Source organism: Aeromonas sp. 159 (assembly GCF_963862045.1).
GTDB lineage: Bacteria > Pseudomonadota > Gammaproteobacteria > Enterobacterales > Aeromonadaceae > Aeromonas > Aeromonas veronii.
In genome coordinates this window covers 43,281-69,310 of sequence record NZ_CAWLMI010000032.1, presented here as the reverse complement: position 1 = coordinate 69,310, position 26,030 = coordinate 43,281, and the positions used below count along the sequence as shown (strand labels likewise).

Here is a 26,030-nt window from a genome sequence, read left to right as displayed (position 1 = left end):
GGGAGGCTCAGTCCAGAACTGGCTTGCCGCGGGCGGACTTGATATCCCCCTTGCGCTTTTTGGCATCGACCCGTTTGCGCTGGGAGCTGCGGGTCGGCTTGGTGGCATGGCGAGCCTTGGGGCGCCAGGCTGCTTTTTTCAGCAACTCCACCAGACGGCTCATCGCCTCCTTGCGGTTCATGTCCTGGCTGCGATGGCTCTCGACCCGGATCAGGACAAAGCCATCGTGTACCCGGCTGTCGCTCAGCTTGTCGAGACCCTCCTTGTAGAGCGGGGTGAGGCTTGGGGAGTTACGGTAATCGAAGCGCAGCCAGACGGCGGAGTCGGTCTTGTTGACGTGCTGTCCACCGTTGCCCTGTGCCCGCATGGTCTGAAATTGCAGCTCATGCCAGGGAATCGTGACGCTGTTGGAGATAACTAACATGCTGTTTTGCTCTTGTTTGGTGCATACCCGCTGACCGCTGCAGCATGGTGCCTCATTATGGGGCGTGCTGGCCGGTTATGGGGATGTGCCTGGCGAATGGCGCCGGCGTTAAACTCTATCTATATGAAATATAACAATAAAAATACTTGGCATAAGAATTGAAACCCGATTCATGACACACCATGGATTGGGAGCAACCAGATGAAGCTGATTAGTGCGATTATCAAACCGTTCAAGTTGGACGATGTCCGCGAGGCTATTGCCAACCTGGGGGTGGAAGGGCTGACCGTGTCCGAGGTCAAGGGATTTGGCCGCCAGAAGGGACACACCGAATTATACCGGGGAGCCGAGTATCAGGTCGACTTCCTGCCCAAGGTGAAGCTGGAGATTGCTACCGCGGATGATAACGTGGAAGGGGTGATCGAGGCGATCTGCAAGGCGGCCTATACCGGCAAGATCGGCGACGGCAAGATTTTTGTCTACGACTTGCTGCAAGCGGTGCGCATCCGCACCGGCGAGAGTGACGACGAGGCGCTGTGATGAACCGCATCCGTGACGTACAGATCTGTTGACCTCCCGATCTCGGGGAATCCCGATGGAGTGAGCGCTTATTGAAGCCTGATCAACATAACGTTTTGCTCAGAAGAGGCCGAATGGGATTCCATCCGGCCCTTTTCATTTATGGGCGATTAAATATGTGATGTGGCGACGGCGAGCTTTCTTGATCCGCTTATAAGATGTATGCAGAATGCAAACGGAAATCGTTATCACTCTGTATAGCTAATCAAGGAATGGATGATGAAAATGAAGATGTTGGCACTGGCTTTCTCTGCGTTGGCAGCTCAGTCGGCATTGGCGGCCGGGGAAGTGAATGTCTACTCCAACCGGCAGGATGAGCTGATCAAGCCCATCATCCAGCAGTTCGAGAAGGAATCTGGCATCAAGGTGAACGTGGTGTTCGCCAAAGAGGGATTGAACGAGCGTCTGGAGCGGGAAGGCAAGCTCTCTCCGGCCGACTTGATGCTGACCGTCGATATCAGCCGTCTGACCGATCTGGTGGACAAGGGGCTGGTACAGCCGGTGGATAGCAAGATCCTGCAGGAGAACATCCCCGCCAGCTATCGCGATCCGGAGAACCGCTGGTTCGCCCTGACCACCCGGGTGCGTGCCATCTACTCCAGCAAGGATCGCCTCGGCAAGCTCGATACCATCAGCTACGAAGATCTGGCCAAGCCGGAATTCAAAGGGAAAATCTGCACCCGCAGCGGCAAGCATGAGTACAATGTGGCGCTGGTCTCCTCCATGATTGCCCATCACGGCATGGCCGAGACCAAAACCTGGTTGGAAGGGGTCAAGGCCAACCTGGCGCGCAAGCCGCAGGGCAATGACCGGGATCAGGTCAAGGCGATCAAGGATGGTATCTGTGACGTGTCGCTCGGCAACAGCTACTATCTGGGCGCCATGTTGAAAGATCCGGCGCAAAAATCCTGGGCGGATGCGGTCTATATCAACTTCCCGAATCAGGTCGACCGCGGTGCCCATGTCAACGTGAGTGGCGTGGCCATGACCAAGTATGTCAAGAACAAGGCCGAGGCCCAGAAGCTGATGGAGTTTCTGGCTGGCGACACCGCCCAGCACATGTATGCGGACGTGAATGCCGAATATCCGGTCAAGGCCGGAGTCGAGCCTTCCGCCATGGTCAAGTCCTGGGGCAGTTTCAAGTCTGACGCGCTACCGGTCAGCGATTACGCCAAGCACCGCAAGGACGCCTTGCAGTTGCTGGATGAAGTGAAGTTCGACTTGTAATTCAGATGGGGCCAATGGCCCCATCAACCTCTGTGGTCTCATGAAAAATTTTGGATGGATTACCGGCAGCTGGGCCACCGCCCTGCTGCTGGGTTTACCGGTTATAGCCCTGCTTTTCTCTGCCTTTTCGGCTGAGGGGGAGCTGTTTCGCCACCTCACCGATACCGTGCTGCTCGACTATCTGGCCAATACCCTTGGGCTGGTGGTTGGCGTGGTGCTGCTCAGCCTGCTGTTTGGTGTGCCAACCGCCTGGCTGGTGGCCATGTGTCAGGTGCCGGGGCGGCGTGCCCTGCAGTGGGCCTTGATGCTGCCGATGGCGATGCCCTCCTATATCGTCGCCTACGTCTATACCGATCTGCTCGACTATTCGGGCCCGCTGCAGGCCGGGTTGCGCGCCCTCTTTGGCTGGAACAGTCCGGCCGATTACTGGTTTCCGGCCATTCGCTCCCTTGGCGGCGCCGCCTGGGTGCTGGCACTGGTGCTATTCCCCTACGTCTATCTGCTGACCCGCGCCTCCTTTCTGGAGCAGTCGGTCAGCCTCATTCACTCCAGCCGCCTGCTCGGCTGCACCCCGTGGCAGAGCTTTCGTCGCCTCAGTCTGCCGCTGGTGCGCCCGGCCATCATGGTGGCGGTGTCGCTGGTGGCCATGGAGACGTTGGCCGATTTTGCCACTGTCCACTTCTTTGCCATCAACACCCTGACCACGGCGGTCTACGACACTTGGCTCGGCTACGGTAGTCTGGCCACTGCGGCCAAACTCTCCTGCCTGATGCTGCTGGCGGTGGTGCTGCTGATCGCGCTGGAGCGCCGCTCGCGCAGTCGGCAGCAGGTGTTCCAGAAGTCCATGGGCCATGAGCAGCCGCTGAGCTATCCGCTCAAGGGGATGAGTCGTTGGCTGGCCGGTCTCTGGTGCTGGGGGCTGGTGCTGGCCGGTTTCGGCCTGCCGTTTGTCATCCTGCTCGATTACGGGGTGCGCTACTTCGAGTTGTCGTGGACGCCGGAGTTTGTCCGCTTCGCCGGCAACAGTCTGCTTATCTCGGCGTTGACCGCCCTGCTGGCGATGGGGATTGCCCTGCTGCTCGGCTTCTTCCGCCGCCTCGATGGCGGGATCAAGAGCCTGCTGCCGCTGCGCATCGCCGCCATGGGTTACGCCATGCCGGGCACCGTGCTCGCCATCGGGGTGCTGGTGCCGCTCACCGCCCTCGATTTTGCCATCAATGATCTCGCCGAGTGGTTAGGGTGTCAGGGGCCGGGGCTACTGCTGACCGGCACCATCACCGCGATCGTGTTCGGCTATCTGGTACGCTTCGTGGCCATCGCCATCGGCTCGGTGGAGAGCAGCATGGGAAAGATCTCCCCCAGCCTCGATATGGCTGCCCGCTCTCTGGGGCAGGGGGATGGGGCCATGCTGCGGCGGGTTCATCTGCCGCTGGTGCGCCGCGGTCTGTTTGCTGGTGCCATGCTGGTGTTCATCGAATCCATGAAGGAGCTGCCCGCCGCCCTGCTGCTGCGGCCGTTCAACTTCGATACCCTGGCGACCCACGTCTACCAGTTCGTCTCGGACGAGATGCTGGAGCGCGGCGCGCTGGGGGCCATCGTCATCGTGCTGGTGGGGCTGTTGCCGCTGATCTGGGTCAACCGCAATCTGGACACTCCGGGCCACTGAGTCGCCACGTCGACCAATGAAATTGCATGCGGTGTGCTGAACCGAAAGGCAGTGCGCCGCCAGAAACGAGAGGAAGTCAGCCTTGTCCTGTTTGCAGGTTGAAAATGTCAGCTGCCGTTACAACGGCCGCAATGTGCTGGAACAATTGTCCCTGACGGTGGCAGACAACGAGATCGTCTGCCTGCTGGGGGCCAGTGGTTGCGGCAAAACCACGCTGCTCAAGGCCATCGCCGGCCTGCTGCCGCTGGCAGAGGGGTCGATCCGCCTCGGCGATACCCTGCTCGACGGGCCGGGTGCCAGCGTGCCGCCCGAGGCGCGCAATATCGGGATGATCTTTCAGGATTACGCCCTCTTCCCCCACCTGACGGTGGCAGACAACGTCGGTTTTGGTCTGACCAAACTCGATCGCCGCGCCCGCCAGCAGCAGGTGGACGAGGCGCTGGCGCTGGTCAATCTGCAGGGGCTGGGGGATCGCTATCCGCACCAGCTCTCCGGTGGTCAGCAGCAGCGGGTGGCCATCGCCCGGGCGCTAGTGTGCAAGCCGCGGTTGATGCTGCTGGATGAGCCCTTCTCCAACATCGATACCCAGGTACGGATGAAGCTGATCCTCGAGATCCGCGCCTTGCTCAAGCAGCAGGGGATCGGCGCCATCTTCGTCAGCCACAGCAAGGAGGAGGCGTTCGCCTTCGCCGATCGGCTGGCGCTGTTTCGCGCTGGCCACATCGAGCAGGTGGGCCAGCCTGAGCAGCTCTATCGCCGCCCGCAAAACCGCTTCGTGGCGGAGTTTCTCGGTGGGGTCAACTATCTGGCTGCCGAGGTGGTCGACAGCCACTGCGTGCAGACGGCGCTCGGGGTCATTTGTGGCAGCGAGCCTCATGGCCGGGCGGTGGGCGAGCAGTTGCAGCTGATGCTCAGACCCCAGCAGCTGCTGCTGGAGAGCGCCGCAGATGGCGAGCTCAAGGTGGTGGAGCAGCAGTTCCTCGGCCACCACTGCCGGGTGCTGTTCGAGTGTGGAGATCTGCAGCTGGAGGCGAGCATTGGCGAACCCCTTGATGGGATGCGGGCACGGATCAAGGTTGCCCCCCATGGGTTGGTGTTGTTTGACCCTTTGCCCTGAACGCGTGATATCGTCGTGAAATCAAAGAACTGGATCCACTCTGGTTTATAATCGCGCAACGCAAATAGCCCGTAACGCTAACGCCTACTCAGGGGAGAGATATATGAAAGCCCAAGCCGGGATCTGCGCAGAGCCGAATCTGCACGCCCTCTATCTGATGTTCAATCGTACCGGCGATGCCGCCGAACTGGTCGGCCGTCTGGCCAAACTGCCCGCCCTGTGGCAGGCGGTCGCCGCCGATTTCCCCGATGCCGGTTTCAGCGGTCTGGTTGCCGTTGGCGCCGATGCCTGGGATGGTCTCTACCCTGCCGCCCGTCCGCCCCAGTTCCGCAGCTTTATGGCGCAATCCGCCAACGGTCAGGAAGCCCCCAACACCCCGTTTGATCTCTTTATTCAGCTGCGCGCCGATCGGGTGGATGTGCTGCACCACGCCGGTCACCGTGTGATGGCGCTGCTTGCTGGAGTGGTCGAGCTGGCCGAAGAGGTGCGCGGTTTCCGCAATCTGGATTGCCGTGACCTGACCGGTTTCGTCGATGGCACCGAGAACCCGCAGGATGAGCACCGTGCCGAAGTGGCGCTGGTGGCCGATGGCGAGTTTGCCGGTGGCTCCTACATTCATGTCCAGCGCTGGGTCCACGCCATGAGTGACTGGGAGAAGCTGGCGCAAAAAGAGCAGGAAGACATTATCGGTCGCACCAAGCCCGACAACATCGAGTATGAGTCTGCCGCCAAACCGCTGACCGCCCACATCAAGCGGGTCAACCTCAAGACCCCGAAAGGGGAGTCCATGGAGATCCTGCGCCAGAGCATGCCCTGGGGCACCATGACCGAGCAGGGACTCTACTTCATCTCCTGCTGCCGCACTCCGCAGCACTTCAACGCCATGCTGGCCAGCATGTACAAGGGGGAGGGCAGCCACTTCGACCACCTGCTGCGTTTCACCAAGGCGGTGACCGGCGCGGCTTTCTTCGCCCCATCTGAAAGTTTTTTGATGGCGCAGGGTAAATAAGCCCGCCTGACGAATCTGCAGAAAACAAAAATCCCGGCCTTGGCCGGGATTTTTCGTTCTGGCGTGACCGCTATGACGCGGTAGCGGCCATTACGGCGTCTGTTCGAACAACTCGAGGGCGGAGAGGTAGAGCTCTTCGATATCGGTGTCGCTGGTCGGGGTGATGAAGATAGTGTCATCACCGGCGATGGTGCCGAGGATCCCCTCTGCCTTGCCGAGGGAGTCGAGCAGACGGGCGATCAGCTGGGCTGCGCCCGGGCTGGTGTGGATCACCACCAGTGCGCCGTTGTGATCGACGTCCAGTACCAGATTCTTGAGCGGGCTGGAGGTAGTGGGCACGCCCAGTTCCACCGGCAGGCAGTAGACCATCTCCATCTTGGCATTGCGAGTGCGAACGGCGCCGAAGCGGCTCAGCATGCGCGATACCTTGGACTGGTTGATGTTCTCGAAGCCCAGCTCTTGCAGGGCGGTGACGATTTCTGCCTGGGAGCCAAAGCGCTCTTCTTTCAGCAAGGCTTTAAAGGCCTTGGCCAGTTTTTCTTGCTTGTCGTTGTGTTTCATCTTGGTCTCACGAATGAGGAGGTGTGGCGGCCTGTGCGATACAGGCGGCAGATACGAACAGCGGGGCCATTTTGCATTCATATGCCGTTTTTTGCAAGGAAGCGGCGCTTGTTCTGCATATTGATTCAAAAATGGCTTGCATCAACCTTTATTAGGGATAGAATCGGGATGAAATTTTGAAAACTTATTCAATTGGGCTGTATGGGTATTGAATTAATAGGTATCGAGAAGTCCTGGCACAAGGTGCCGGTTCTGCAACAGGTCAGCTTTCGGACATCTCCCGGTGAAACCTTGGTGTTGCTGGGCCCGAGCGGTGCTGGCAAGAGTTCCCTGCTACGGATGATGAACCTGCTGGATACCCCGGATGCGGGTGTTCTGCGGATTGGCGAAAGTGAATTTTCTTTCCCGAACTCCCTCTCTGCTGCCGAATTCAACCGCCAGTCCCAACTGCTGCGTCGCAAGGTGGGCATGGTGTTCCAGCAGTACAATCTCTGGCCACATCTCACTGTGATGGAGAATCTGATTGAAGCGCCGGTCAAGGTGCTCGGCATGAGCAAGGAGGCCGCCATCGAGAAGGGGGCCTACCTGCTGGCCCAGCTGCAACTGGCCGACAAGCGCGATGCCTGGCCTGCCCGTCTCTCTGGCGGTCAGCAGCAGCGGGTGGCCATTGCCCGTACCCTGATGATGGACCCGGAAGTGCTGCTGTTTGACGAGCCGACCGCCGCCCTCGATCCCGAGATCACCAAGGAGGTGGCCGAGATCATCCGTAACCTGAGCCAGACCGGCATTACCCAGGTGGTGGTGACCCACGAGGTCGACTTTGCCCGCAAGGTAGCCAGCCAGGTGATTTATCTGGAGAAGGGGCGGATCATCGAATCCGGCACCGCTGCCATTTTCCAATCCCCGCAAACCAGCCGGTTTGCCGAATTCTTGATGCATTGATATTGAATCGATAAGGAAGCTGTCATGAAAAAGAGTCTGTTGTTGGTTGCTGCCATGGGTCTGTTGAGTACCTCCGTCATGGCCAAAGAGATCAAGTTCGCCACCGAAGCCACCTACGCACCGTTCGAATATCTGGATGACAAGAACGAGTTTCAGGGTTTTGACATCGATCTGGCGCGCGCCATCTGCGAGCAGGCCAAGCTGGAGTGCAGCTTCCACAACCAGGCCTTTGACAGCCTGATCCCCAGCCTCAAATTCCGTCGCTACGATGCCGCCATCGCCGCCATGGACGTGACCCCGGAGCGCTCCGCTCAGGTCGATTTCTCCGACATCTATTACGAGAACTCGGCAGTATTCGTCGCCAAGAAAGGGGCCTTCAAGGGGCCGGAAGAGATGGTCGACAAGACAGTCGGCGTGCAGAACGGCACCTCTCACCAGTCCTATCTGGTGGATAACTGGGTGAGCAAGGGTCTGCTGACCGTGCCGTACGCCAGCTACCAGAGCGCCTTCCTCGACATGATGAATGGCCGTACCGACGGTGTCTTTGCCGATACTGCCGTTGCTGCCGACTGGCTGAAGCAGCACAAGGAGTATGCGGTGGTGGGTGCGCCGGTGACGGATGCCAAGTACTTCGGTACCGGCTTTGGCATCGCGGTCGCCAAGGGCAATCAGGAGCTGCTGACCCAGCTGAACAAGGGGCTGGCCGAGATCAAGGCCAACGGCACCTATCAGAAAATCTTCGACAAATACTTCGCGCAGTAAGCCATGTTGAGCCTGTTGTTGGATGCAGCCTGGATGACCCTCGGGCTGGCCTTGGCATCACTGGTCGGGGGCATGGTATTGGCACTGGCGTTCAGTGCCGCCGAGCTCAGCAAGAAGCGTGTGCTGGTGTGGCCGGTGGCCACCCTGACCACGCTGATCCGTGGCCTGCCCGAGTTGCTGGTGGTGCTGTTCATCTACTTCGGCTCGACCCAGGTGCTGTTCCTCATCACTGGCGAGTATGTGGAGTTCAGTCCGTTCGCCTGTGGCGTGCTGGCGCTCTCCCTGCTGTTCGCCAGCTATGCGACCCAGACCCTGCGGGCGGCGCTCAATGCGGTGCCTTCAGGTCAACGGCTGGCGGCGCTGGCGCTGGGGTTGAGCAAGAGCCACATCTTCTTTCGCATCGTGTTGCCGCAGGCGTGGCGCCATGCCCTGCCGGGCCTCGGCAACCAGTGGCTGGTGTTGCTGAAAGATACCGCGCTGGTGTCGCTTATCGGGGTCAACGAGATGATGCGTCAGGCCCAGATGGCCTCGGCCAGTACCTATGAGCCTTTCACCTGGTATGCCGCCGCCGCCCTCATCTATCTGGCCATCAGTCTGGTGAGTGAATATGGCCTCGGGCTGGCTGCCCGCTACACCCGCCGCTACGGAGGCTAACTGATGCAAGAGTATCTCGTTACGTTGCTGGGCGGTCTTGTCACCACGCTGGAGCTGACCCTGTTCAGCCTGCTGCTGGGGATTGTGTTGGCAGCCCTGATGACCTGGGTGCTGGAGCTGCGCCTGCCGGTGGCGACCCAACTGGTGCAACTGTGGGTGCTGCTCTTTACCGGTACGCCGCTGCTCATTCAGATCTTCCTGATTTACTACGGGCCGGGCCAGTTCGAGTGGCTGAAAGCCAGCCCGCTCTGGCCGCTGCTCAAGCAGCCCTGGTTCTGCGCCGTGCTGGCGCTGGGTCTCAACACCGCGGCCTACTCCACCCGGTTGTTCAAGGGGGCGCTTGATGCCATCCCGGCCGGTGAAGTAGAGGCGTGTCGTGCGCTTGGCTTTAACGGCCGCCAGACCTTGTGGATGAAGGTGCGCCATGCCGCCCGTCATCTGGTGCCTGCCTACTCCAATGAGGTGATCCTGGTGCTCAAGGGGAGCTCCCTCGCCAGTACCATCACCATCATGGACATCATGGGGCTGGCGCAGGGGTTGAACGCCCAGACCTACGATACCCTGGCGGTGTTCGGGGTGGCTGGCGGGCTTTATCTGGCGATGAACGGATTGTTAACAATTGGTTTTCGCTGGTGTGAAAAACGGGCGCTGGCATTCCAATCCTGAGATCCTCAGATCTACCTCTTTATGGTAAGGAGAAGTGCAGAAAAACTGTGCTTCTCCTCCAACTTTTTGTATTTTCCTCCAATTTTTGCTCCCGCATGTTTCGTGGCTCACAGAACCCGTGACTGCAACTGTTATCAGATTGTTTTTTATGGGGGGATCCATTAAGGTTGGGCGCACAACAACAAACAACCTTAAACCTACGCTTAAACATGGAGTTGATCATGAAAGTTGCCGTTCTGGGTGCCGCTGGTGGCATCGGTCAAGCCCTCGCTCTGCTGTTGAAAAACCGTCTGCCGGCCGGCTCCGAGCTGAGCCTGTATGACATCGCCCCGGTTACTCCGGGTGTGGCCGTTGACCTCAGTCATATTCCTACCGACGTCGCCATCAAGGGCTTCTGCGGTGAAGATCCGACTCCTGCGCTGGTTGGGGCCGATGTGGTGCTGATCTCCGCCGGTGTGGCACGCAAGCCGGGGATGGATCGCTCCGACCTGTTCAACATCAACGCCGGTATCGTCAAGAATCTGGTCGAGAAGTGCGCGGCCACTTGCCCGAAAGCACTGATCGGCATCATCACCAACCCGGTCAACACCACTGTGGCTATCGCCGCCGAAGTGCTGAAGAAAGCCGGTGTCTATGACAAGCGTCGTCTGTTCGGTGTCACCACCCTGGACGTGATCCGCGCCGAGACCTTCGTTGCCGCCGCCAAAGGACTGAACGTGGACAAGGTTCGCGTCAACGTGATCGGTGGCCACAGTGGCGTGACTATTCTGCCGCTGCTCTCCCAGATTGAAGGCGCCTCCTTCACTGCTGAAGAAGTGGCTGCCATGACCAAGCGCATCCAGAATGCCGGTACCGAAGTGGTTGAAGCCAAGGCCGGTGGCGGTTCCGCTACCCTCTCCATGGGTCAGGCGGCTTGCCGTTTTGGTCTCTCCCTCATCAAGGGTCTGCAGGGCGAAGCCAACGTTGTCGAGTGCGCCTACGTGGAAGGCAACGGCGAGCACGCCACCTTCTTCGCGCAGCCGGTACTGCTGGGCAAGAATGGCGTCGAAACCGTACTGGATTACGGCAAGCTGAGCGCCTTCGAGCAGGAAGCGATGGAAGGCATGCTGGCTACCCTGAAAGCCGATATCCAGCTGGGTGTCGATTTCGTCAAGTAAGCGGGTCAACCGTGCCAACAAGGGAGCTTCGGCTCCCTTTTGTATTGATGAGATCCGCCCGGCAGGCTAAGGGGATGGGGCTTGGTGCCGATAACAGAGTGCAGCAGGAGATCCTTATGATGAAACCCCTTACCCTTCTCATTCTTGTCGGTACATTCACCGCGCCCCTCTATGGTGCCGAGGCGGTATCGGCTGCCGTATCGAGCGATGTGCCTGCAGCAAGTGCATCGGCACCGACCGCAAGCAGTGCTGCGGTGGCAACGGCCCCTGTCTCTGCTGCTACGCCAGCGCCCTCTGAGGCAGTCCCCGTCTTGCTCCCGGCCGAGCCGGTCACCCCCGTTGCCAGCAGTGGCGAGGGGGCCGCGCCGCTGCCAAAACCGGTGGAACCTGCTGCTGTGGTGGCGCCTCCCGCACCTCTGGCCGCTGGCGAGTTGCAGGCGGTGCCGCTCTATCGTCAGGACGAGCTGCTCAACTGGATTGAGCAGGGGCGCCACCTCACTCAGGTGAAGCAGGATCGCTGTCAGCTGACTCAGGATATCGAAGCACGCGCCTCGGTGATGAAGATCCCGGCCTATCAATTCCTCTGGGGGGATATGCTGGCGTGGGGTGTCTGTACCAAATCCAATGCCGAGCTCGGGGTGCAATATATGTGGGAGGCGGCCAATCAGGGGTTGGCGCCGGCGCTGGAGCAGCTGGGTCGCTACTACTGGAAAGGAACTTTGGTGCAGAAGGATTTGGTGCGAGCCGAGACCCTGATGCGCGAGGCGGCCAGCCTCGGTTTTTTGCGGGCCCGCATCGAGTGGGTCGAGATGCTGCTGCAGGGGATGGGCAGTCCGCTTGATTATGAGGACGCCTATCGCTGGCTCCATGGTTCCGTCATCGGTGACAAGGCGCTGCACCAGAAGGCGGCGAGTCTGCTCAACCGTCTTGGCAACCGGATGCCGGCCAACGTGGTGGCCCGAGCCAAGGCGATGCACTGATCCAAAAAAATGACCCACAGATCTGCACCTGTGGGTCCGGTTCCAGCCGCCGTGCCATGACAGGCCGGAACCTCCCTCTGTTATATGGCTGCCTGCGCCTTAGAGATCTTGGTGGGGGCCAAAAACTTCGTAATGGAGCTGCCCCGCTGGCACCCCAGCCGCCAGCAGCTGCCGCTTGATCTCCTGCATGAAGCCGACAGGGCCACAGAAGTAGTAGTGGGCCTCAGGCGTGATGCGCTCCTTCACGGCAGTCAGATCCATGGTGCCGGCCAGATCGTAATCTTGACCCTGCACATCACTGGCCTCCGGCTCCCTATACCAGATCCGGCTCAGCAAGTTGGGATGCTGGCGGGATTTTTGCTGAATATCCTCCCGGAAGGCGTGTACAGCGGCCTGTTCGCAGGCGTGCAGCCAGGTGACATCAGCCTGATGGCCGTTCGCCAGCAGCTGGTTGAGCATGCTCATCATCGGCGTCACGCCGACACCGGCGGAGAGCAGTACGACCGGGGTCTGGCTGTCGGCTTTCAGGTAGAAATCGCCGGTAGGGGGCATCACCTCGATCTTGTCACCCGCCTGCAGGTGATCGTGCAGCAGGTTGGAGACCTGACCCTGCGGCTCACGCTTGACGCTGATGCGGTAATCCTGCCCGTTGGAGGCATCGGAGAGGGAGTATTGGCGGATTTCCTGATATTCCAGCTCGGGGTGAACCAGCTTGATGCTGAGGTATTGGCCCGGTTTGAAGGTCAGTACCGGCTTGCCATCTTCCGGCGCCAGCAGGAAGGAGGTGATGAGGTCGCTCTCGGCTCGCTTCTCCTTGATGATGAAGGTGCGGGTACCTTGCCAGCCGCCATCCTGATTGGCCTTCTCCTGATAGATCTCCCGCTCGCGGCCGATGAAGATGTCGGCCAGCACGCCATACGCCTTGCCCCATGCCTCCAGCACCTCGTCGGTGACCGCACTTCCGCCCAATTCTTTGAGCGTGGCCAAGAGATGACTACCTACAATGTGATATTGTTCCGGCTGGATCAGGAATCCGGTATGTTTGTGCGCAATCCGCTCGACCGCACCGGCGAGTGCCCCCAGATTGTCGATATTCTTTGCATACGCGGCGACTGCATTGAACAGGGCCAGCGGCTGGCCGCCACTGCGTTGGTGGGCCAGGTTGAAGATATCTTTCAGCTCCGGGTTATGGCTGAACATCCGCTGGTAGAAGTGCTGGGTGAGGGCAGGGCCTGCCGATTCGAGCAGCGGTATAGTGCTTTTGATGACGGCAACGGTGGTTTGATCTAGCATAGGGGCCTCGTTCTAATTGAACATATAAAATGTCATTTAATAAGTGGCATCCTAGATGTTTATTTGATTTGAATCAATACTCCACTTTTCGCATCGCGCTAATCAGGTTTTATGAGACTAACCAGTTATACAGATTTCGGATTGAGAGCCCTGCTCTATCTTGCCACCCTGCCGGAAGGGGAGTTGTCGAGCGTTGCCAAGGTATCGGCCCTGTATGGCGTTTCCCGCAACCACATGGTGAAGGTGGTCAATCAGCTGGTGAAGCTGGGTTATCTGCAATCCCAGCGTGGCAAGAATGGGGGGATCCGCATGGCATGCGATCCCGCCACCATCAACATCGGGCAGGTGATCCGGGCGCTGGAAGGGAATCTGGACGGGATTGATTGCGGCTCGCCCGCCTGTCACATCGTCTCTGTCTGTCTGCTCAAGAATGCGCTGAAAGAGGCGATGGATGCGTTTCTGGCGGTAATGGACAGCTACACCCTGCAGGACTTGCTGGCCAATCGCGACGAGCTGCAGAGGGTGTTTGGCGAGTTGATCCCGACGCTGGTGCTGGTGCTGGAGCCGGATGACGAAGATGAACAGTAAAGAGCTGCAATGAAAAAGGGCTGCCACTGGCAGCCCTTTTTCAATTCTGCGGTGCCGTAGCAGCTCGGTAGGAAGCCGGCATGATCCGCGCCATTTTGACCATGTTGTTCTCTACTTCGAGGATCTCGATGGGGTAGCCCGCCAGCCGGATCCCGATATTGGGCTGGGGGATCTCCTCCAGATATTCGAGGATCAGGCCGTTGAGGGTGCGCGGCCCGTCGATGGGCAGATGCCAGTTCATCTCCTTGTTCAGCTCGCGAATGCTGGCTGACCCCTCCACCAGAAACGAACCGTCCGGCTGGGGATGGATCTCGTCGCTCGGGGTCGGCGTCATGGAGGTGGTGAAGTCGCCCACTATCTCTTCCAGAATGTCGTCCAGGGTGATCAGCCCCTGAATGTCGCCATATTCGTCGACGATCAGGCCAATTCGCTCCTTGTTGCGCTGGAATTTGGCCAGCTGCACGTTGAGCGGCGTACCTTCCGGAATGAAGTAGATCTCGTCCACTTCCCGCAGCAGGCTCGACTTGTTGAACTGATCCCGGGCCATCAACCGCAGAGCGTCGCGGGCGTGGAGAAAGCCCACCACGTCATCGATGCTGTCGCGATAGAGCAGGATCTTGGTGTGGGCACAGTGAGCCAGCTGGCGCTGGATGCTCTTCCAGTCGTCATTGATATCGATGGCGTAGATATCGCTGCGGGGCACCATGATGTCCTCGACCAGCATCTTGTCGAGATCCAGGATGCTCAGCAGCATCTCCTGATGGCGCTGGGGGATCAGGCTGCCCGCCTCGTTGACTATGGTGCGCAGCTCCTCGGTGTTGAGGGAGTCATCCTTGTTTGGCGTGATCTTCAGCATCTTGAGCAGACCGCTGGTGATGCCGTTGATCAGCCAGACCAGCGGGGAGAGCGGCACCATCAGCCCCTTGAGGATCCAGGAGGCGGGATAGGCGATCTTCTCCGGAAACATGGCGGCCAGGGTCTTGGGGGTCACTTCACCGAATACCAGTACCACCAGGGTCAGCCCGAAGGTGGCGATGGCGACCCCGAGATCACCAAACAGCCGGATACAGACGATGGTGGCGATGGCGGAGGCGAGAATATTGACCAGATTGTTGCCGATCAGGATCAGCCCCAGCAGGCGATCGGGGCGGGCGAGCAGTTGCTCGACGCGACGTGCGGCTTTGTGTTTGGTCTGTGCCAGATGCCGCAGTTTGTAGCGGTTGATGGACATCAGGCCGGTTTCGGCACTGGAGAAAAAGGCGGAAAGAAGGATCAAGATAACGAGAACAATCAGTAATGTACTCGTTGAGATGCTGTCCAAAAAGGGCTCCTGTTGGATGGTATGGCTAAAAGAGTATAGGTGTCAGCTCAACAGCACTTCTTTGACGAAGCGGCTGCCAAAGTAGGCAAGAGTCAGGATGAAGCTGCCGATCAGACTGAGCGTGATGACTTTGCGGCCGCGCCAGCCATAGGTGTGATGACCCCACAGCAGCAACACGTAAACACACCATGCCAGGATGGAGAGTACAGCCTTGTGAGACTTGCCCTGGGCGAACATATCTTCGAGGAAGAAGAGGCCGGAGGCGATGGAGAGTGTCAGCAGCAGCACCCCAGCAGAGATCAACTGAAACAGTCGTTTCTCCACCGTCATCAGTGGCGGCATGGTTGGCAGATTACTGATTTTTCTCGATTTAAGCTGCTTGTCCAAACAGGCGAGCTGCAGCGCAAACAGACAGGCGATCATCAATACCGAGTAGGCCATCAGGGCGAGGCCGATGTGCAGCAACAGCTGGGGATGGGCCTCCAGATGGGTTATGTAGCGACCAGGGATCAAGGCGCTGGCAGCCAGCAACAGGGCCGAGAAGCTGTAGACCACCGGCAGCAGGATCCAGCCGTTGAAGCGGCGGGTTACGCAGGTCATGAAGCAACTGATGATGAGGCTGACCAGCGAGGCAACGTTGAGCATGCTCAGGTTCTGGCCGTAACTCTGCAATACCTCTGAACCGAGGGCGCTGGCGTGGGCGATCAGGGCCAATCCGATACAGGCAAACAGGGAGCGCTGTCCCACCGGCTTGGCGCTCAGTAACAGATGCAGGGAGGCGATGATGGCCAGCAGATAAAACGCCAGGGCCAGAACAGAGATGACGATCATAACCAGGTCGTTGTTGCACAAGCTTTTGAGGGTAAGAGGGGCAGTATACCTTGCACGAGAAGTGCTCGCCAGTTGTGCAACGGCCGATCTGCCCATATATAGGGAGAAGGTCCCTGCTGCTGCGGTGCGGTGAATAATCGTCCTCGCGCCCGCTCTGGGTTATAATGCCCCCAATTTATTACGCCAAGAACCGGAATCCGTCATGTTTGAGAATTTGACTGAACGACTCTCGCGCACCTTGCGCAATGTCAGTGGCCGTGGTCGCCTGACCGAAGACAATATCAAGGAAACCCTGCGCGAAGTCCGCATGGCGCTGCTCGAGGCGGATGTCGCCCTGCCGGTCGTGCGTGATTTCGTGGCGCGTGTCAAAGAGCGCGCAGTCGGGCAGGAAGTGGCCAAATCCCTGAGCCCGGGCCAGGCATTCATCAAGATTGTGCACGGTGAACTGGTCACCGTGATGGGGGAGGCCAACGAACAGCTCAACCTGGCTGCCCAGCCGCCAGCGATCATCCTGATGGCCGGTCTGCAGGGGGCCGGTAAGACAACCACGGTTGGCAAACTGGCCAAGCTGCTCAAAGAGCGCAGCAAGAAGAAGGTGCTGGTGGTCAGTGCTGACGTTTATCGTCCGGCGGCGATCAAACAGCTGGAAACCTTGGCCAATGACATCGGTGTCGACTTCTTCCCAAGCGATGCCAGCCAGAAGCCGGTCGATATCGCCACCGCAGCCATCGATCAGGCGCGCAAGAAATTCTATGACGTGGTGATCGTCGATACTGCCGGTCGTCTGCACGTTGATAGCGAGATGATGGCCGAGATCCAGGATCTGCATGCCACCATCAAGCCGGTCGAGACCCTGTTCGTGGTGGATGCCATGACCGGTCAGGATGCTGCCAACACCGCCAAGGCGTTCAATGAAGCGCTGCCGCTCACCGGTGTCATCCTCACCAAGGCGGATGGCGACGCCCGTGGTGGTGCCGCGCTGTCGGTACGTCACATCACCGGCAAGCCGGTCAAGTTTATCGGTATGGGTGAAAAGACCGATGCGCTGGAGCCGTTCCACCCGGATCGTCTCGCCTCCCGCATCCTCGGTATGGGCGATGTGCTCTCTCTTATCGAAGAGGTCGAGCGCAACGTCGATAAAGAGAAAGCGGCCAAGCTGGCCAGCAAGGTCAAGAGCGGCAAGGGCTTCGATCTGGAAGATTTCCGCGAGCAGCTGGCCCAGATGCGCAACATGGGCGGCATGATGGGGATGCTCGACAAGCTGCCCGGCATGTCCAGGCTGCCGGATAACGTGAAAGATCAGATGGATGACAAGCTCACTGTGCGGATGGAGGCGATCATCAGCTCTATGACGCCCAAGGAGCGCGCCCATCCCGATCTCATCAAGGGGTCCCGTAAACGCCGTATCGCAGCAGGTTCCGGCATGCAGGTGCAGGATGTGAACAAGCTGCTCAAGCAGTTCACCGAGATGCAGCGCATGATGAAGAAAATGTCCGGCAAGGGCGGCATGCGCAAGATGATGAGCCAGATGAAGAACATGATGCCCCCCGGTTTCGGTGGCGGTCGCGGCCCGTTCTGATCCGGCCTGCGTGTTGATGGGGGTCTGCAGTGGCAGGCCCCTTTTCATTGCCGCTCTGCGCAAAAAATGGCTGGCTTGGTTGCAATTATTACGAATCCAAGTAGAATTACGCGGCTTATTTTAAGCTAGGGTCCGCGTGTTTGCGGGCCTTGTTCATTAGATGTTAATGAGGACGATATGGTAACCATTCGTTTACAACGTGGTGGCGCGAAAAAGCGTCCGTTCTACCAGGTAGTAGTTTCTGACAGCCGTTGCGCCCGTGACGGTCGCTTCATCGAGCGCGTTGGTTTCTTCAACCCGGTTGCTGCTGGTCAAGCTGAAAAGCTGAACCTGGACCTGGCTCGTATCGAGCATTGGGTTGCTACTGGTGCCGCTGTTTCTGACCGCGTTGCCAAGCTGATCAAAGACGCTAAAAAAGCTGCTTAATCAGCCCAACGGTAAGGAGTTAAGGTGGAAAAACCTGTAGTTCTGGGCACCCTGGGTACCGTTTATGGCATCAAGGGCTGGCTTAAAGTGAACTCCTTCACCGATGTTGCCGAAGCGATTTTCGATTACAACCCCTGGCTGATTAATCAGAACGGGGTGTGGCGTGAAATCCGGGTTTCATCCTGGAAACGTCACAACAAGGGTCTGATTTGCAAACTCGATGGTATTGATGTGCGCGAAGATGCCCTGGCATTGACCAATGTCGAGATTGGCGTACCCGCCGATCTGTTGCCTGCGTTGCCTGAAGGTGAGTTCTACTGGCGTGACCTGATTGGTTGCTCGGTAGTGACCACTAAGGGATACGACTTGGGCAAGGTGACCGAATTGATGGAAACCGGCTCCAACGATGTGTTGGTGGTTGAGGCCAATGTAAAAGATGCCTTTGGTGCAAAGGAGCGGTTGATTCCGTTCCTGGAAGAGCAGGTGATCAAGAATATTGATCTGACTGCTCGAACAATCGAAGTTGATTGGGATCCTGGTTTCTAGTTTCCCGCGCTAACACGGGTGCCGGAGGTTTCTTATGTGGATTGGGGTCATTAGCCTCTTCCCTGAAATGTTCCGAGCCATTACCGAGCACGGGGTAACGGGTCGGGCCGTCAAGAGTGGCCTGCTGCAGATTGAGTGCTGGAACCCCCGGGAGTTTACCCACGATAAACACCGTACGGTCGATGATCGTCCTTATGGTGGTGGGCCCGGCATGTTAATGATGGTTCAGCCGCTGCGTGACGCGATTCATGCAGCCAAGCAAGCGGCGGGAGACGGGGCGAAAGTCATCTATCTCTCTCCTCAGGGACGCAAGCTGACTCAAGCGGGCGTGACCGAGTTGGCGACGAATCAGAAACTGATTCTGGTAGCCGGTCGATACGAAGGTATCGATGAACGCGTGATACAAACCGAAGTCGACGAAGAGTGGTCTATCGGGGATTACGTGTTAAGTGGTGGCGAGTTGCCTGCCATGACCCTGATCGATGCGGTTTCGCGTCTGGTTCCAGGAGTCTTGGGTGATCAGGCCAGTGCCGAGCAAGACTCCTTTACGGATGGCTTGCTGGATCATCCCCACTATACTCGGCCGGAGGTGTTGGATGGATTGGCGGTGCCCGAGGCGCTGACAAGCGGCAATCACGAAGTGATTCGACGCTGGCGTCTCAAGCAGTCGCTCGGACGAACCTGGCAAAGAAGGCCGGAACTTATTAACAACCTAGCTCTGACTGACGAGCAAGAATCACTTCTTGCCGAGTATGTCCGCGAAGTGCGTGACAGCGTTAAGTAGAGTTTTCAGTTTATCCTAGGTAAGGAAAGACAATGAGCAAGATTATTCAGCAGCTTGAACAAGAGCAACTGCGTACCGACATCCCGGCTTTTGCCCAGGGCGACACTGTACGTGTTCAAGTTCGTGTTAAAGAAGGTGGTAAAGAGCGTCTGCAGGCTTTCGAAGGCATCGTTATTGCCAAGCGTAACCGCGGTCTGCACTCTGCTTTCACCGTTCGCAAGATCTCCAACGGCGAAGGTGTTGAGCGTGTATTCCAGACTCACTCTCCGCTGATCCACAGTGTAGAACTGAAGCGTCGTGGTGATGTTCGCCGCGCCAAACTGTACTACCTGCGCAACCTGTCCGGCAAAGCTGCTCGTATCAAAGAGAAGCTCAACTAATTCGATTCGAATTGGTGTCGGTATGTCGGCAAATAGCTCGACAGGTAGTGAAAAGGCTCGCCAATGGCGAGCCTTTTTTGTATCCGTCTATTGGCTCTCTGGTTGCCGTTATTGGATGACCCGTACCACCGAGTTGTCACGCCCGAAAGGGCCAGGCACATAGTCGTCCGCAGCCCAGTCATTCTCGTAGAGGGTCTCACCTTCCGGAGTGATGAGCTGGTAGCAATATTCAAAGTAGCCCGGGCCGTCGGTCGGCAGATTGAGGGTGGCTTTGAACTCGCCGCTCTTCATGCGTTTCAGCTCGACCGGTTGCCACTGGGTGAACTCGCCGATCAGCATCACCTGTTCCGCCCCTGCAGCCGCCTCTTTCTCTACTGCAAAGGTCACCTTGACCTCGGGCTTGGACTTCAAAAACTGTTTGATCAGTGGCATGACGCCTCCTTGTCTGTGAGTTAAAAATGGCTCCTGTCTATTTTTATACCACCATATGACAAAGATGTTGATAAGGCAGATCAAGTCGGCAAGGCAAAATAGCGTTGCAGCAAACTGTGGGTAAAGTCGATCTTGAGATAGAAGCCGCGTGGCAGGGTCATGATGGGTTGACCATCGCGGCCGATGGCGCGAGTCAGCGCCTTGTTGTTGGCCGCCTTGGGCCGCAGTTGCATCACCTGGCCGTGGCGTGCGCTGATCTGCTCCACTTCTCCCAGCACTATCATGTCCATCAGCTCCTCCCAGTCCTGACGCAGTAGCCGATCTTCCTCTTCATTCGGGCTCCACATCAGCGGCATGCCGACCCGCCGCTCGCCAACCGTGATCTCCCGACTGCCTTCCACCGGGATCCAGAGCACCCGGGAGAGCTTGTTACGCACGTTGGACTCCTCCCAGCGCTGGCCGCTGACGCCGATCAGCGGGGCGACGCAGACGAAGGTGGTCTCCAGCGGTTTGCCTTGAGGATCCACGGGGATCGTCTTGAGTTCGATCCCCAGCTCCGGGAAGTCCTGCTCCGGCTTGCTCCCGGCGCTGGCCCCCAGTTGCAGCTCGATCAACTGACCGACCCACCCCTTGTCACGGCGCAGGTCTTTGGGCACAGCGACGCCAGCCTCGGCGGCCAGCTGCGCCAGCGTGAAGCCGGCCATGGCATAGGCGCGGCTCAATAACTCCTGCTCGGATTGGGGATTGCTTGGCATAGTTGGCTCCATCTTGCTCGCCATATTCTAACAGGGGAGGATCCCGAGAAGGATCGCTGTTTTTATAACCGATCCTGAGTGGATAAGATCAAATGCAGAGAATTTGGGGGCTTTTAACTCATCATTATGATTTTAAAGGATTTTGTCTATTTTATCGAGTAGTGATCCTGGTCTGGTTTGACCTCTAAATAGTTGTCCAAGGGTTTGTGCATGATGTTACACACAGTTATCCACAGAAATCTTGGATAAGTGGATGAAAGTGGTTGGAGTCGCTGATATGTTACAAAAAATTGTGAATGCCACCCCATTTTTACAGGCTAAACGGGGTAGATATTGTGCCACTCCTGTGGATAATTTCGCCGCGGTGGATCTTTGAGCAGTTGAACTTGTTCACAATCCGGATCATGGATCAGGCTCTTGGGGGAACATGGATCTAGATCCAGTTGTTTTATCTCAAGATAATGAAAAATAATGATTTTTTATATTTTGTGTCGCGTGGTGATGCGGAGAGGCACTTTTCGCGTACAGTTTAAAAGTACTGTATATACCCGTTTGCTAACAGCTTTATGCACAGCCTGGGTGGGCAACTTGGGGTAGCGGATCCTTGGATTTGTTTATAAGTATGTTTGAAATTGAAAGTTATTCATGAAACAGGGGATTCACTCCTTGTTTGCTGCCACGGAGTGAATGTGGAACAATCTCCTTATAGATTCAGCCTTTATAAGGTGATCACGTGATTGATGGCGACGGATTTCGTCCCAATGTCGGTATCGTGATCTGTAACCGTGAAGGACAAGTGTTGTGGGCTAAACGCTATGGGCAGCACTCCTGGCAGTTTCCGCAGGGGGGGGTTGATGATGGTGAAACGCCAGAGCAGGCCATGTATCGAGAGCTGTATGAGGAGATTGGCCTCAAGCCCGAAGATGTGACCATCATGGCCACCAGTCGTAACTGGCTAAAGTACCGTTTACCCAAACGTCTTGTCCGCTGGGACAGTTCACCGGTCTGTATTGGCCAAAAACAAAAATGGTTCCTGTTACAGCTGAATTCGGGCAAGGAGTCGCGGATCCAGTTCGGTTGTCATGGCCATCCCGAATTTGACGATTGGCGTTGGGTCAGCTTCTGGTACCCGGTGCGTCAGGTCGTCTCGTTCAAGCGGGAGGTTTATCGCCGGGTCATGAAAGAGTTTGCCCCGCTGGCGATGCCAGTGCCGGCAGTGCAGGTCAACAAGAAGGATGGGCGGCGCAACCGCGCCCGTTAAGGAGCACAGATTAGTTGTTAACGGAACTGAGACGCATCGTCGAGAGCATGGCCGAGGCCAATACCCTCGAGCAGGCCTTACAGGCATTGGTGAGCCAGACCCGGCACGCCATGGCAGTGGACTGCTGCTCCGTCTATGTCTCGGAACCCGAGGTGCGCCGCTATCGCCTGGCGGCTACCGACGGCTTGGCCCCGTCCGCGGTCGGCAAGGTGACCCTGCCCTACGAGCAGGGTATCGTTGGTCTGGTGGGTCAGCGGGAAGAGCTGATCAACCTGGCTGATGCCCCCGCGCACCCCAGTTTCAAATTCCTGCCCGATGTTGCCGAAGAGGCGTTCCGCTCCTTCCTCGGTGCCCCCATCATGCACCAGCGTCAGGTGGTCGGCATTCTGGTGGTGCAGCAGAAGGAGAGTCGCCGCTTCGATGAGGGAGAAGAGTCCTTCATGGTCACCCTGGCGGCCCAGCTGGCGGCGCGGATCGCCCAGGCGCAAGCCAAGGGGTGGTTGCAGAAGACCGACTGGAGCAAGCCGCTGCGCGGTATTGCCGGTGCCAGCGGCATCGCCATGGCCAAGGCCTGGGTGTGGCGGCCCCGCAAAGCGCTCTCGTCCATTACCCCGCGCAAGGATGAAGACCATGCCAGCCAGCTGGCGCGGCTGGAGCTGGCGGTTGAGGAGGTGCGGCACGACTTGGAGAGTCTGGCGCTGCGTTTTCGCGAGAGCTACAGCCAGGATTCGGTGGCGATTTTCGATATCTACCTCCATCTGCTGAACGATCCCGGCTACATCAAGCCGATTCGCAACAAGGTGAGCAAGGAGCACTGGACTGCGGTCTCTGCGGTCAAGCTCATCAGTGATCGCTTGATCGAGCAGTTCAAGGGGATGAAGGATCCCTACTTGCAGGAGCGCTCCACCGACGTGAAGGATATTGCCCAGCGGCTGATCAGCCGACTGGTGCAGAATGAACCGGAACATATCTCCATCGGCGAGCCGGTGGTGCTGGTCGCCGACGAGGTGACAGCCACCATTCTGGCGGAAGTGCCCCGCGAGTATCTGACCGGGGTGGTCTCGCTCAAGGGGGGAACCAACTCCCATGCGGCCATTCTGGCCCGCGCCATGGGGGTGGCCGCCATCATGGGGGTAGATCTGCCCCTTGGTGACATCGGTGGTCGCATGCTGGTCGTCGATGGCTACAGCGGCGATCTCTTCATCGAGCCCAATCAGGTGATCCTGACCGAGTATCGTCAGCTGCTGAGCGAAGAGCGGGCGCTCGATACCCTGGTGCGCAGCGTCGACAACCTGCCATCCGAGACGGCCGACGGCACCAAGGTCTCTCTGCTGCTCAACGCCGGGCTCAGTGCCGATACCGAGATCTCCCTCAATCAGCTGGCGGACGGGGTCGGTCTCTATCGCACCGAGATCCCCTTTATGCTGCAGGAGAGCTTCCCCTCCGAGTGGGAGCAGACTGCCCGCTATCGCGGCATTCTGGAGACCTACCGCAACCGGCCGGTCTGCATGCGGACGCTGGATGTGGGCGGCGACAAGCCGTTACCCTATTTCCCCATCGTCGAGGAAAATCCCTTCCTTGGCTGGCGGGGGATCCGGATCACCCTGGATCACCCCGAACTGTTTCTGGTGCAGCTCAAGGCGATGCTGAGGGCCAGTGAAGGGCTGGACAATCTGGCCATCATGCTGCCGATGATCAGCAGCGTCAGCGAAATCAAAGCCTCCCGTCGTCTGCTGGATCAGGCGTGGCGAGAGGTGTCGGAAGAGGCGGCGAGCCGCGATGCAGTGATCCGCTACCCCAGCCTAGGGGTGATGATCGAGGTGCCCTCAGCCCTCTTTATCTTGCCGGAGATGGCGCCGCTCATCGACTTCTGGTCGGTGGGCAGTAACGACCTGACCCAGTACCTGCTGGCGGTAGATCGCAACAATTCCCGGGTTGCCAACATCTATGATGCCTTCCATCCTGCGGTGATCCGCGCCCTGCAACAGCTGGTTGATGCCTCCCATCGCTACCAGAAGCCGGTGTCGGTGTGTGGCGAGTTGGCCGGTGATCCGGTCGGTGTGCTGCTGTTGCTTGCCATGGGCTATCGCCGCTTCAGTATGAACACCCACAACATCGCCCGGATCAAGTACGTGCTGCGTCAATCCACCCTGAGCGAGTTGACCGAACTGATGGCCGATGGCCTCAAACATGACAACCCCCACGTACTGCGCGGCCTGTTTGCCCGCTATCTGGAGGAGCATGGTTTGGGCGGTTTGCTGCGAGCCGGTCATAAATCGAAACAGAGTGATTGATAATCATGCCTTGTCCCTGCTGACGAATGATCGGAAAATGCGGCTTTTATTTTGACTGGGGCCGCATATGCAGCACGATGGATATTGGGTTTTCTCGCAGATTGATCCCGTAGCATTCAGTTTGGGACCACTATCGGTACGCTGGTATGGTCTCATGTACCTGTTCGGTTTCGCGTTTGCCATGTGGCTTGCCGGCCGTCGCGCCGATGCGCCGAACAGCGGCTGGACCCGCAACGAGGTGTCTGATCTGCTGTTTTACGGTTTCCTCGGGGTGATCCTCGGGGGCCGTGTCGGTTACGTGCTGTTCTACAACTTCGATCTCTTCCTCGCGGATCCCACCTACCTGTTCAAGATCTGGACCGGCGGTATGTCGTTCCACGGTGGTCTGATCGGGGTGATCACCGCGATGATCTGGTTTGCCCACAAGACCAAGCGCCACTTCTTCACCGTGGCCGACTTTGTGGCACCGCTCATTCCGTTCGGTCTCGGTGTTGGCCGGATCGGCAACTTCCTCAACGGCGAGCTGTGGGGCCGGGTCACCGATGTACCCTGGGCCATCATCTTCCCGGAGGCCGGCCCCGAGCCGCGTCATCCCTCCCAGCTTTACCAGTTCGCACTGGAAGGGGTGGTGCTGTTCATCATCCTCAACCTGTTCTGGCGCAAGAATCCGCCGCGCGGTGCCATCTCCGGCATGTTCCTGCTGTTCTACGGCCTGTTCCGCTTCCTGGTGGAGTTTGTGCGCCAGCCGGACAGCCAGCTCGGTCTCTACTTCCAGGAGATCAGCATGGGCCAGATCCTCTCCACCCCGATGATTATCGCCGGTGCCCTGATGATCTGGGCCGCCTACAAGCGTCCGCAGTTGTTCGGTAATGCCATGAAGGAGGCGAAATAATGCGAGCTTATCTCGACCTGATGCAGAAAATCCTCGATGAGGGCACCGTCAAGTCAGATCGTACCGGCACCGGTACTGTCTCCCTGTTCGGCCATCAGATGCGCTTCAATCTGGCGGAGGGGTTCCCGCTGGTGACCACCAAGAAGTGCCACCTGCGCTCCATCATTCACGAGCTGCTCTGGTTCCTCAATGGCGATACCAATACCGCTTATCTGAAGGAAAACGGCGTCAGCATCTGGGATGAGTGGGCCGACGAGAATGGCGATCTGGGGCCGGTTTACGGCGCGCAGTGGCGCTCCTGGCCTGCGGCTGACGGGTCTGTCATCGACCAGATCCAGAAGGCGGTGGATGACATCAAGCACAACCCTGATTCGCGCCGCATCATCGTATCCGCCTGGAACGTGGGCGAGCTGGACAAGATGGCGCTGGCTCCCTGCCACGCCTTCTTCCAGTTCTATGTGGCGGACGGCAAGCTCTCCTGCCAGCTTTACCAGCGCAGCTGTGATGTGTTCCTCGGCCTGCCGTTCAACATCGCCAGCTATGCCCTGCTGACCCACATGATGGCCCAGCAGTGCGATCTGGAAGTGGGTGACTTCGTCTGGACCGGTGGTGATGTGCACCTCTACTCCAACCACATGGAGCAGACTGCGCTGCAGCTATCCCGCGAGCCGCGCCCGCTGCCGACCCTGGTGATCAAGCGCAAACCTGACTCCATCTTTGACTACAAGTTCGAGGATTTCGAGATCGAGGGTTATGACCCCCATCCCGGCATCAAGGCGCCCGTCGCCATCTGATAACAAGGCGCCTCAGGGCGCTTTTTTTATGCAGTTAAATAATTGAAAATTCATTTTATTGATTAATAAGACGGTAGCCAGAGACGAGGAAAAACCTGCTTATAGCAGGT

28 protein-coding genes are annotated in these 26,030 nt (G+C 58.2%); 21 read left to right on the top strand and 7 right to left on the bottom strand.

Annotated elements, in window-relative coordinates:
* Positions 1-7: 7 nt before the first annotated feature.
* The gene (gene arfB / locus AACR14_RS06700; RefSeq protein WP_019445599.1) at positions 8-424 is read right to left on the bottom strand and encodes an alternative ribosome rescue aminoacyl-tRNA hydrolase ArfB; all 417 of its coding nucleotides are present in this window, start codon (positions 422-424) and stop codon (positions 8-10) included.
* A 201-nt stretch (positions 425-625) separates the two neighbouring features.
* On the opposite strand from arfB, the gene glnK reads away from it, so the two are divergent.
* From glnK to AACR14_RS06675, 5 genes are all read left to right on the top strand, one after another.
* Complete coding sequence (gene glnK / locus AACR14_RS06695) at positions 626-964, top strand: P-II family nitrogen regulator (protein WP_005341406.1); 339 nt, start codon at positions 626-628, stop codon at positions 962-964.
* A gap of 258 nt (positions 965-1,222) precedes the next feature.
* Positions 1,223-2,230: a Fe(3+) ABC transporter substrate-binding protein gene (locus tag AACR14_RS06690; RefSeq protein ID WP_019445598.1), complete on the top strand. Its 1,008-nt coding sequence runs from the start codon at positions 1,223-1,225 to the stop codon at positions 2,228-2,230.
* A gap of 40 nt (positions 2,231-2,270) precedes the next feature.
* Positions 2,271-3,896, top strand: coding sequence for an ABC transporter permease (locus tag AACR14_RS06685; protein WP_019445597.1), 1,626 nt, complete (start codon positions 2,271-2,273; stop codon positions 3,894-3,896).
* An 82-nt stretch (positions 3,897-3,978) separates the two neighbouring features.
* Entirely contained in the window at positions 3,979-5,013 is a 1,035-nt protein-coding gene (locus AACR14_RS06680; RefSeq protein WP_019445596.1) for an ABC transporter ATP-binding protein, read from the top strand.
* A gap of 103 nt (positions 5,014-5,116) precedes the next feature.
* Positions 5,117-6,022 carry a Dyp-type peroxidase gene (locus tag AACR14_RS06675; protein WP_019445595.1) on the top strand — a complete coding sequence of 302 codons (906 nt, stop codon included), beginning with the start codon at positions 5,117-5,119 and terminating at the stop codon, positions 6,020-6,022.
* A gap of 90 nt (positions 6,023-6,112) precedes the next feature.
* Here AACR14_RS06675 and argR read toward each other — a convergent pair whose 3' ends face one another.
* A complete protein-coding gene (argR, locus tag AACR14_RS06670) occupies positions 6,113-6,583 on the bottom strand; it encodes a transcriptional regulator ArgR (RefSeq protein WP_005340378.1) in 471 nt (156 codons plus the stop codon).
* Positions 6,584-6,784: 201 nt separating this feature from the next.
* Between argR and AACR14_RS06665 the strand changes: the two genes are divergently transcribed.
* The 6 genes from AACR14_RS06665 to AACR14_RS06640 all read left to right on the top strand — a co-directional run bounded on the left by AACR14_RS06665 (position 6,785) and on the right by AACR14_RS06640 (position 11,744).
* Entirely contained in the window at positions 6,785-7,525 is a 741-nt protein-coding gene (locus tag AACR14_RS06665) for an ATP-binding cassette domain-containing protein (protein WP_005357971.1), read from the top strand.
* A 24-nt stretch (positions 7,526-7,549) separates the two neighbouring features.
* Positions 7,550-8,287: a transporter substrate-binding domain-containing protein gene (locus AACR14_RS06660; protein WP_019445594.1), complete on the top strand. Its 738-nt coding sequence runs from the start codon at positions 7,550-7,552 to the stop codon at positions 8,285-8,287.
* A gap of 3 nt (positions 8,288-8,290) precedes the next feature.
* Positions 8,291-8,941, top strand: coding sequence for an arginine ABC transporter permease ArtQ (gene artQ / locus AACR14_RS06655; protein ID WP_019445593.1), 651 nt, complete (start codon positions 8,291-8,293; stop codon positions 8,939-8,941).
* Between the two features lie 3 nt (positions 8,942-8,944).
* Positions 8,945-9,607, top strand: coding sequence for an arginine ABC transporter permease ArtM (gene artM / locus AACR14_RS06650; protein ID WP_005348902.1), 663 nt, complete (start codon positions 8,945-8,947; stop codon positions 9,605-9,607).
* A 221-nt stretch (positions 9,608-9,828) separates the two neighbouring features.
* Positions 9,829-10,764 carry a malate dehydrogenase gene (gene mdh, locus AACR14_RS06645; protein WP_019445592.1) on the top strand — a complete coding sequence of 312 codons (936 nt, stop codon included), beginning with the start codon at positions 9,829-9,831 and terminating at the stop codon, positions 10,762-10,764.
* 395 nt (positions 10,765-11,159) lie between these two features.
* Positions 11,160-11,744 carry a tetratricopeptide repeat protein gene (locus AACR14_RS06640; protein WP_026034955.1) on the top strand — a complete coding sequence of 195 codons (585 nt, stop codon included), beginning with the start codon at positions 11,160-11,162 and terminating at the stop codon, positions 11,742-11,744.
* Between the two features lie 99 nt (positions 11,745-11,843).
* Here the strand turns inward: AACR14_RS06640 and hmpA are convergent, their stop codons facing one another.
* Positions 11,844-13,037, bottom strand: coding sequence for an NO-inducible flavohemoprotein (gene hmpA, locus AACR14_RS06635; protein ID WP_019445590.1), 1,194 nt, complete (start codon positions 13,035-13,037; stop codon positions 11,844-11,846).
* A 111-nt stretch (positions 13,038-13,148) separates the two neighbouring features.
* Between hmpA and AACR14_RS06630 the strand changes: the two genes are divergently transcribed.
* Positions 13,149-13,625: an Rrf2 family transcriptional regulator gene (locus AACR14_RS06630; RefSeq protein ID WP_019445589.1), complete on the top strand. Its 477-nt coding sequence runs from the start codon at positions 13,149-13,151 to the stop codon at positions 13,623-13,625.
* 40 nt (positions 13,626-13,665) lie between these two features.
* Here AACR14_RS06630 and AACR14_RS06625 read toward each other — a convergent pair whose 3' ends face one another.
* Positions 13,666-14,946 (bottom strand): HlyC/CorC family transporter, encoded by a 1,281-nt coding sequence (locus tag AACR14_RS06625; protein ID WP_019445588.1) that lies wholly within the window; start codon positions 14,944-14,946, stop codon positions 13,666-13,668.
* Between the two features lie 42 nt (positions 14,947-14,988).
* Positions 14,989-15,777 (bottom strand): cytochrome C assembly family protein, encoded by a 789-nt coding sequence (locus AACR14_RS06620; RefSeq protein ID WP_041201851.1) that lies wholly within the window; start codon positions 15,775-15,777, stop codon positions 14,989-14,991.
* A 202-nt stretch (positions 15,778-15,979) separates the two neighbouring features.
* Between AACR14_RS06620 and ffh the strand changes: the two genes are divergently transcribed.
* The 5 genes from ffh (at position 15,980) to rplS (ending at position 19,492) form a co-directional block, all read left to right on the top strand.
* On the top strand, positions 15,980-17,356 hold the full coding sequence (gene ffh / locus AACR14_RS06615; protein ID WP_019445586.1) for a signal recognition particle protein: 1,377 nt from the start codon (positions 15,980-15,982) through the stop codon (positions 17,354-17,356).
* A gap of 177 nt (positions 17,357-17,533) precedes the next feature.
* Positions 17,534-17,782, top strand: coding sequence for a 30S ribosomal protein S16 (gene rpsP, locus AACR14_RS06610; RefSeq protein WP_005340392.1), 249 nt, complete (start codon positions 17,534-17,536; stop codon positions 17,780-17,782).
* Between the two features lie 24 nt (positions 17,783-17,806).
* A complete protein-coding gene (rimM, locus tag AACR14_RS06605; RefSeq protein ID WP_019445585.1) occupies positions 17,807-18,328 on the top strand; it encodes a ribosome maturation factor RimM in 522 nt (173 codons plus the stop codon).
* Positions 18,329-18,362: 34 nt separating this feature from the next.
* Positions 18,363-19,112 (top strand): tRNA (guanosine(37)-N1)-methyltransferase TrmD, encoded by a 750-nt coding sequence (gene trmD, locus AACR14_RS06600; RefSeq protein WP_005340400.1) that lies wholly within the window; start codon positions 18,363-18,365, stop codon positions 19,110-19,112.
* Positions 19,113-19,144: 32 nt separating this feature from the next.
* On the top strand, positions 19,145-19,492 hold the full coding sequence (gene rplS / locus AACR14_RS06595) for a 50S ribosomal protein L19 (protein ID WP_005313505.1): 348 nt from the start codon (positions 19,145-19,147) through the stop codon (positions 19,490-19,492).
* A gap of 108 nt (positions 19,493-19,600) precedes the next feature.
* Here rplS and AACR14_RS06590 read toward each other — a convergent pair whose 3' ends face one another.
* Positions 19,601-19,924, bottom strand: coding sequence for an isoamylase early set domain-containing protein (locus tag AACR14_RS06590; RefSeq protein WP_019445584.1), 324 nt, complete (start codon positions 19,922-19,924; stop codon positions 19,601-19,603).
* A gap of 80 nt (positions 19,925-20,004) precedes the next feature.
* Positions 20,005-20,679, bottom strand: a complete 675-nt coding sequence (mutH, locus tag AACR14_RS06585) for a DNA mismatch repair endonuclease MutH (RefSeq protein ID WP_019445583.1) — start codon at positions 20,677-20,679, stop codon at positions 20,005-20,007.
* 733 nt (positions 20,680-21,412) lie between these two features.
* Between mutH and rppH the strand changes: the two genes are divergently transcribed.
* The 4 genes from rppH (at position 21,413) to thyA (ending at position 25,920) form a co-directional block, all read left to right on the top strand.
* The gene (gene rppH, locus AACR14_RS06580) at positions 21,413-21,940 is read left to right on the top strand and encodes an RNA pyrophosphohydrolase (RefSeq protein WP_005340421.1); all 528 of its coding nucleotides are present in this window, start codon (positions 21,413-21,415) and stop codon (positions 21,938-21,940) included.
* Positions 21,941-21,954: 14 nt separating this feature from the next.
* The gene (gene ptsP, locus AACR14_RS06575) at positions 21,955-24,234 is read left to right on the top strand and encodes a phosphoenolpyruvate--protein phosphotransferase (RefSeq protein ID WP_005340422.1); all 2,280 of its coding nucleotides are present in this window, start codon (positions 21,955-21,957) and stop codon (positions 24,232-24,234) included.
* A gap of 67 nt (positions 24,235-24,301) precedes the next feature.
* A complete protein-coding gene (lgt, locus tag AACR14_RS06570) occupies positions 24,302-25,126 on the top strand; it encodes a prolipoprotein diacylglyceryl transferase (protein ID WP_041201849.1) in 825 nt (274 codons plus the stop codon).
* Positions 25,126-25,920, top strand: a complete 795-nt coding sequence (gene thyA / locus AACR14_RS06565; protein WP_019445582.1) for a thymidylate synthase — start codon at positions 25,126-25,128, stop codon at positions 25,918-25,920. The genes lgt and thyA overlap by 1 nt, the downstream gene beginning before the upstream one ends.
* The last annotated feature ends 110 nt before the right edge of the window (positions 25,921-26,030 follow it).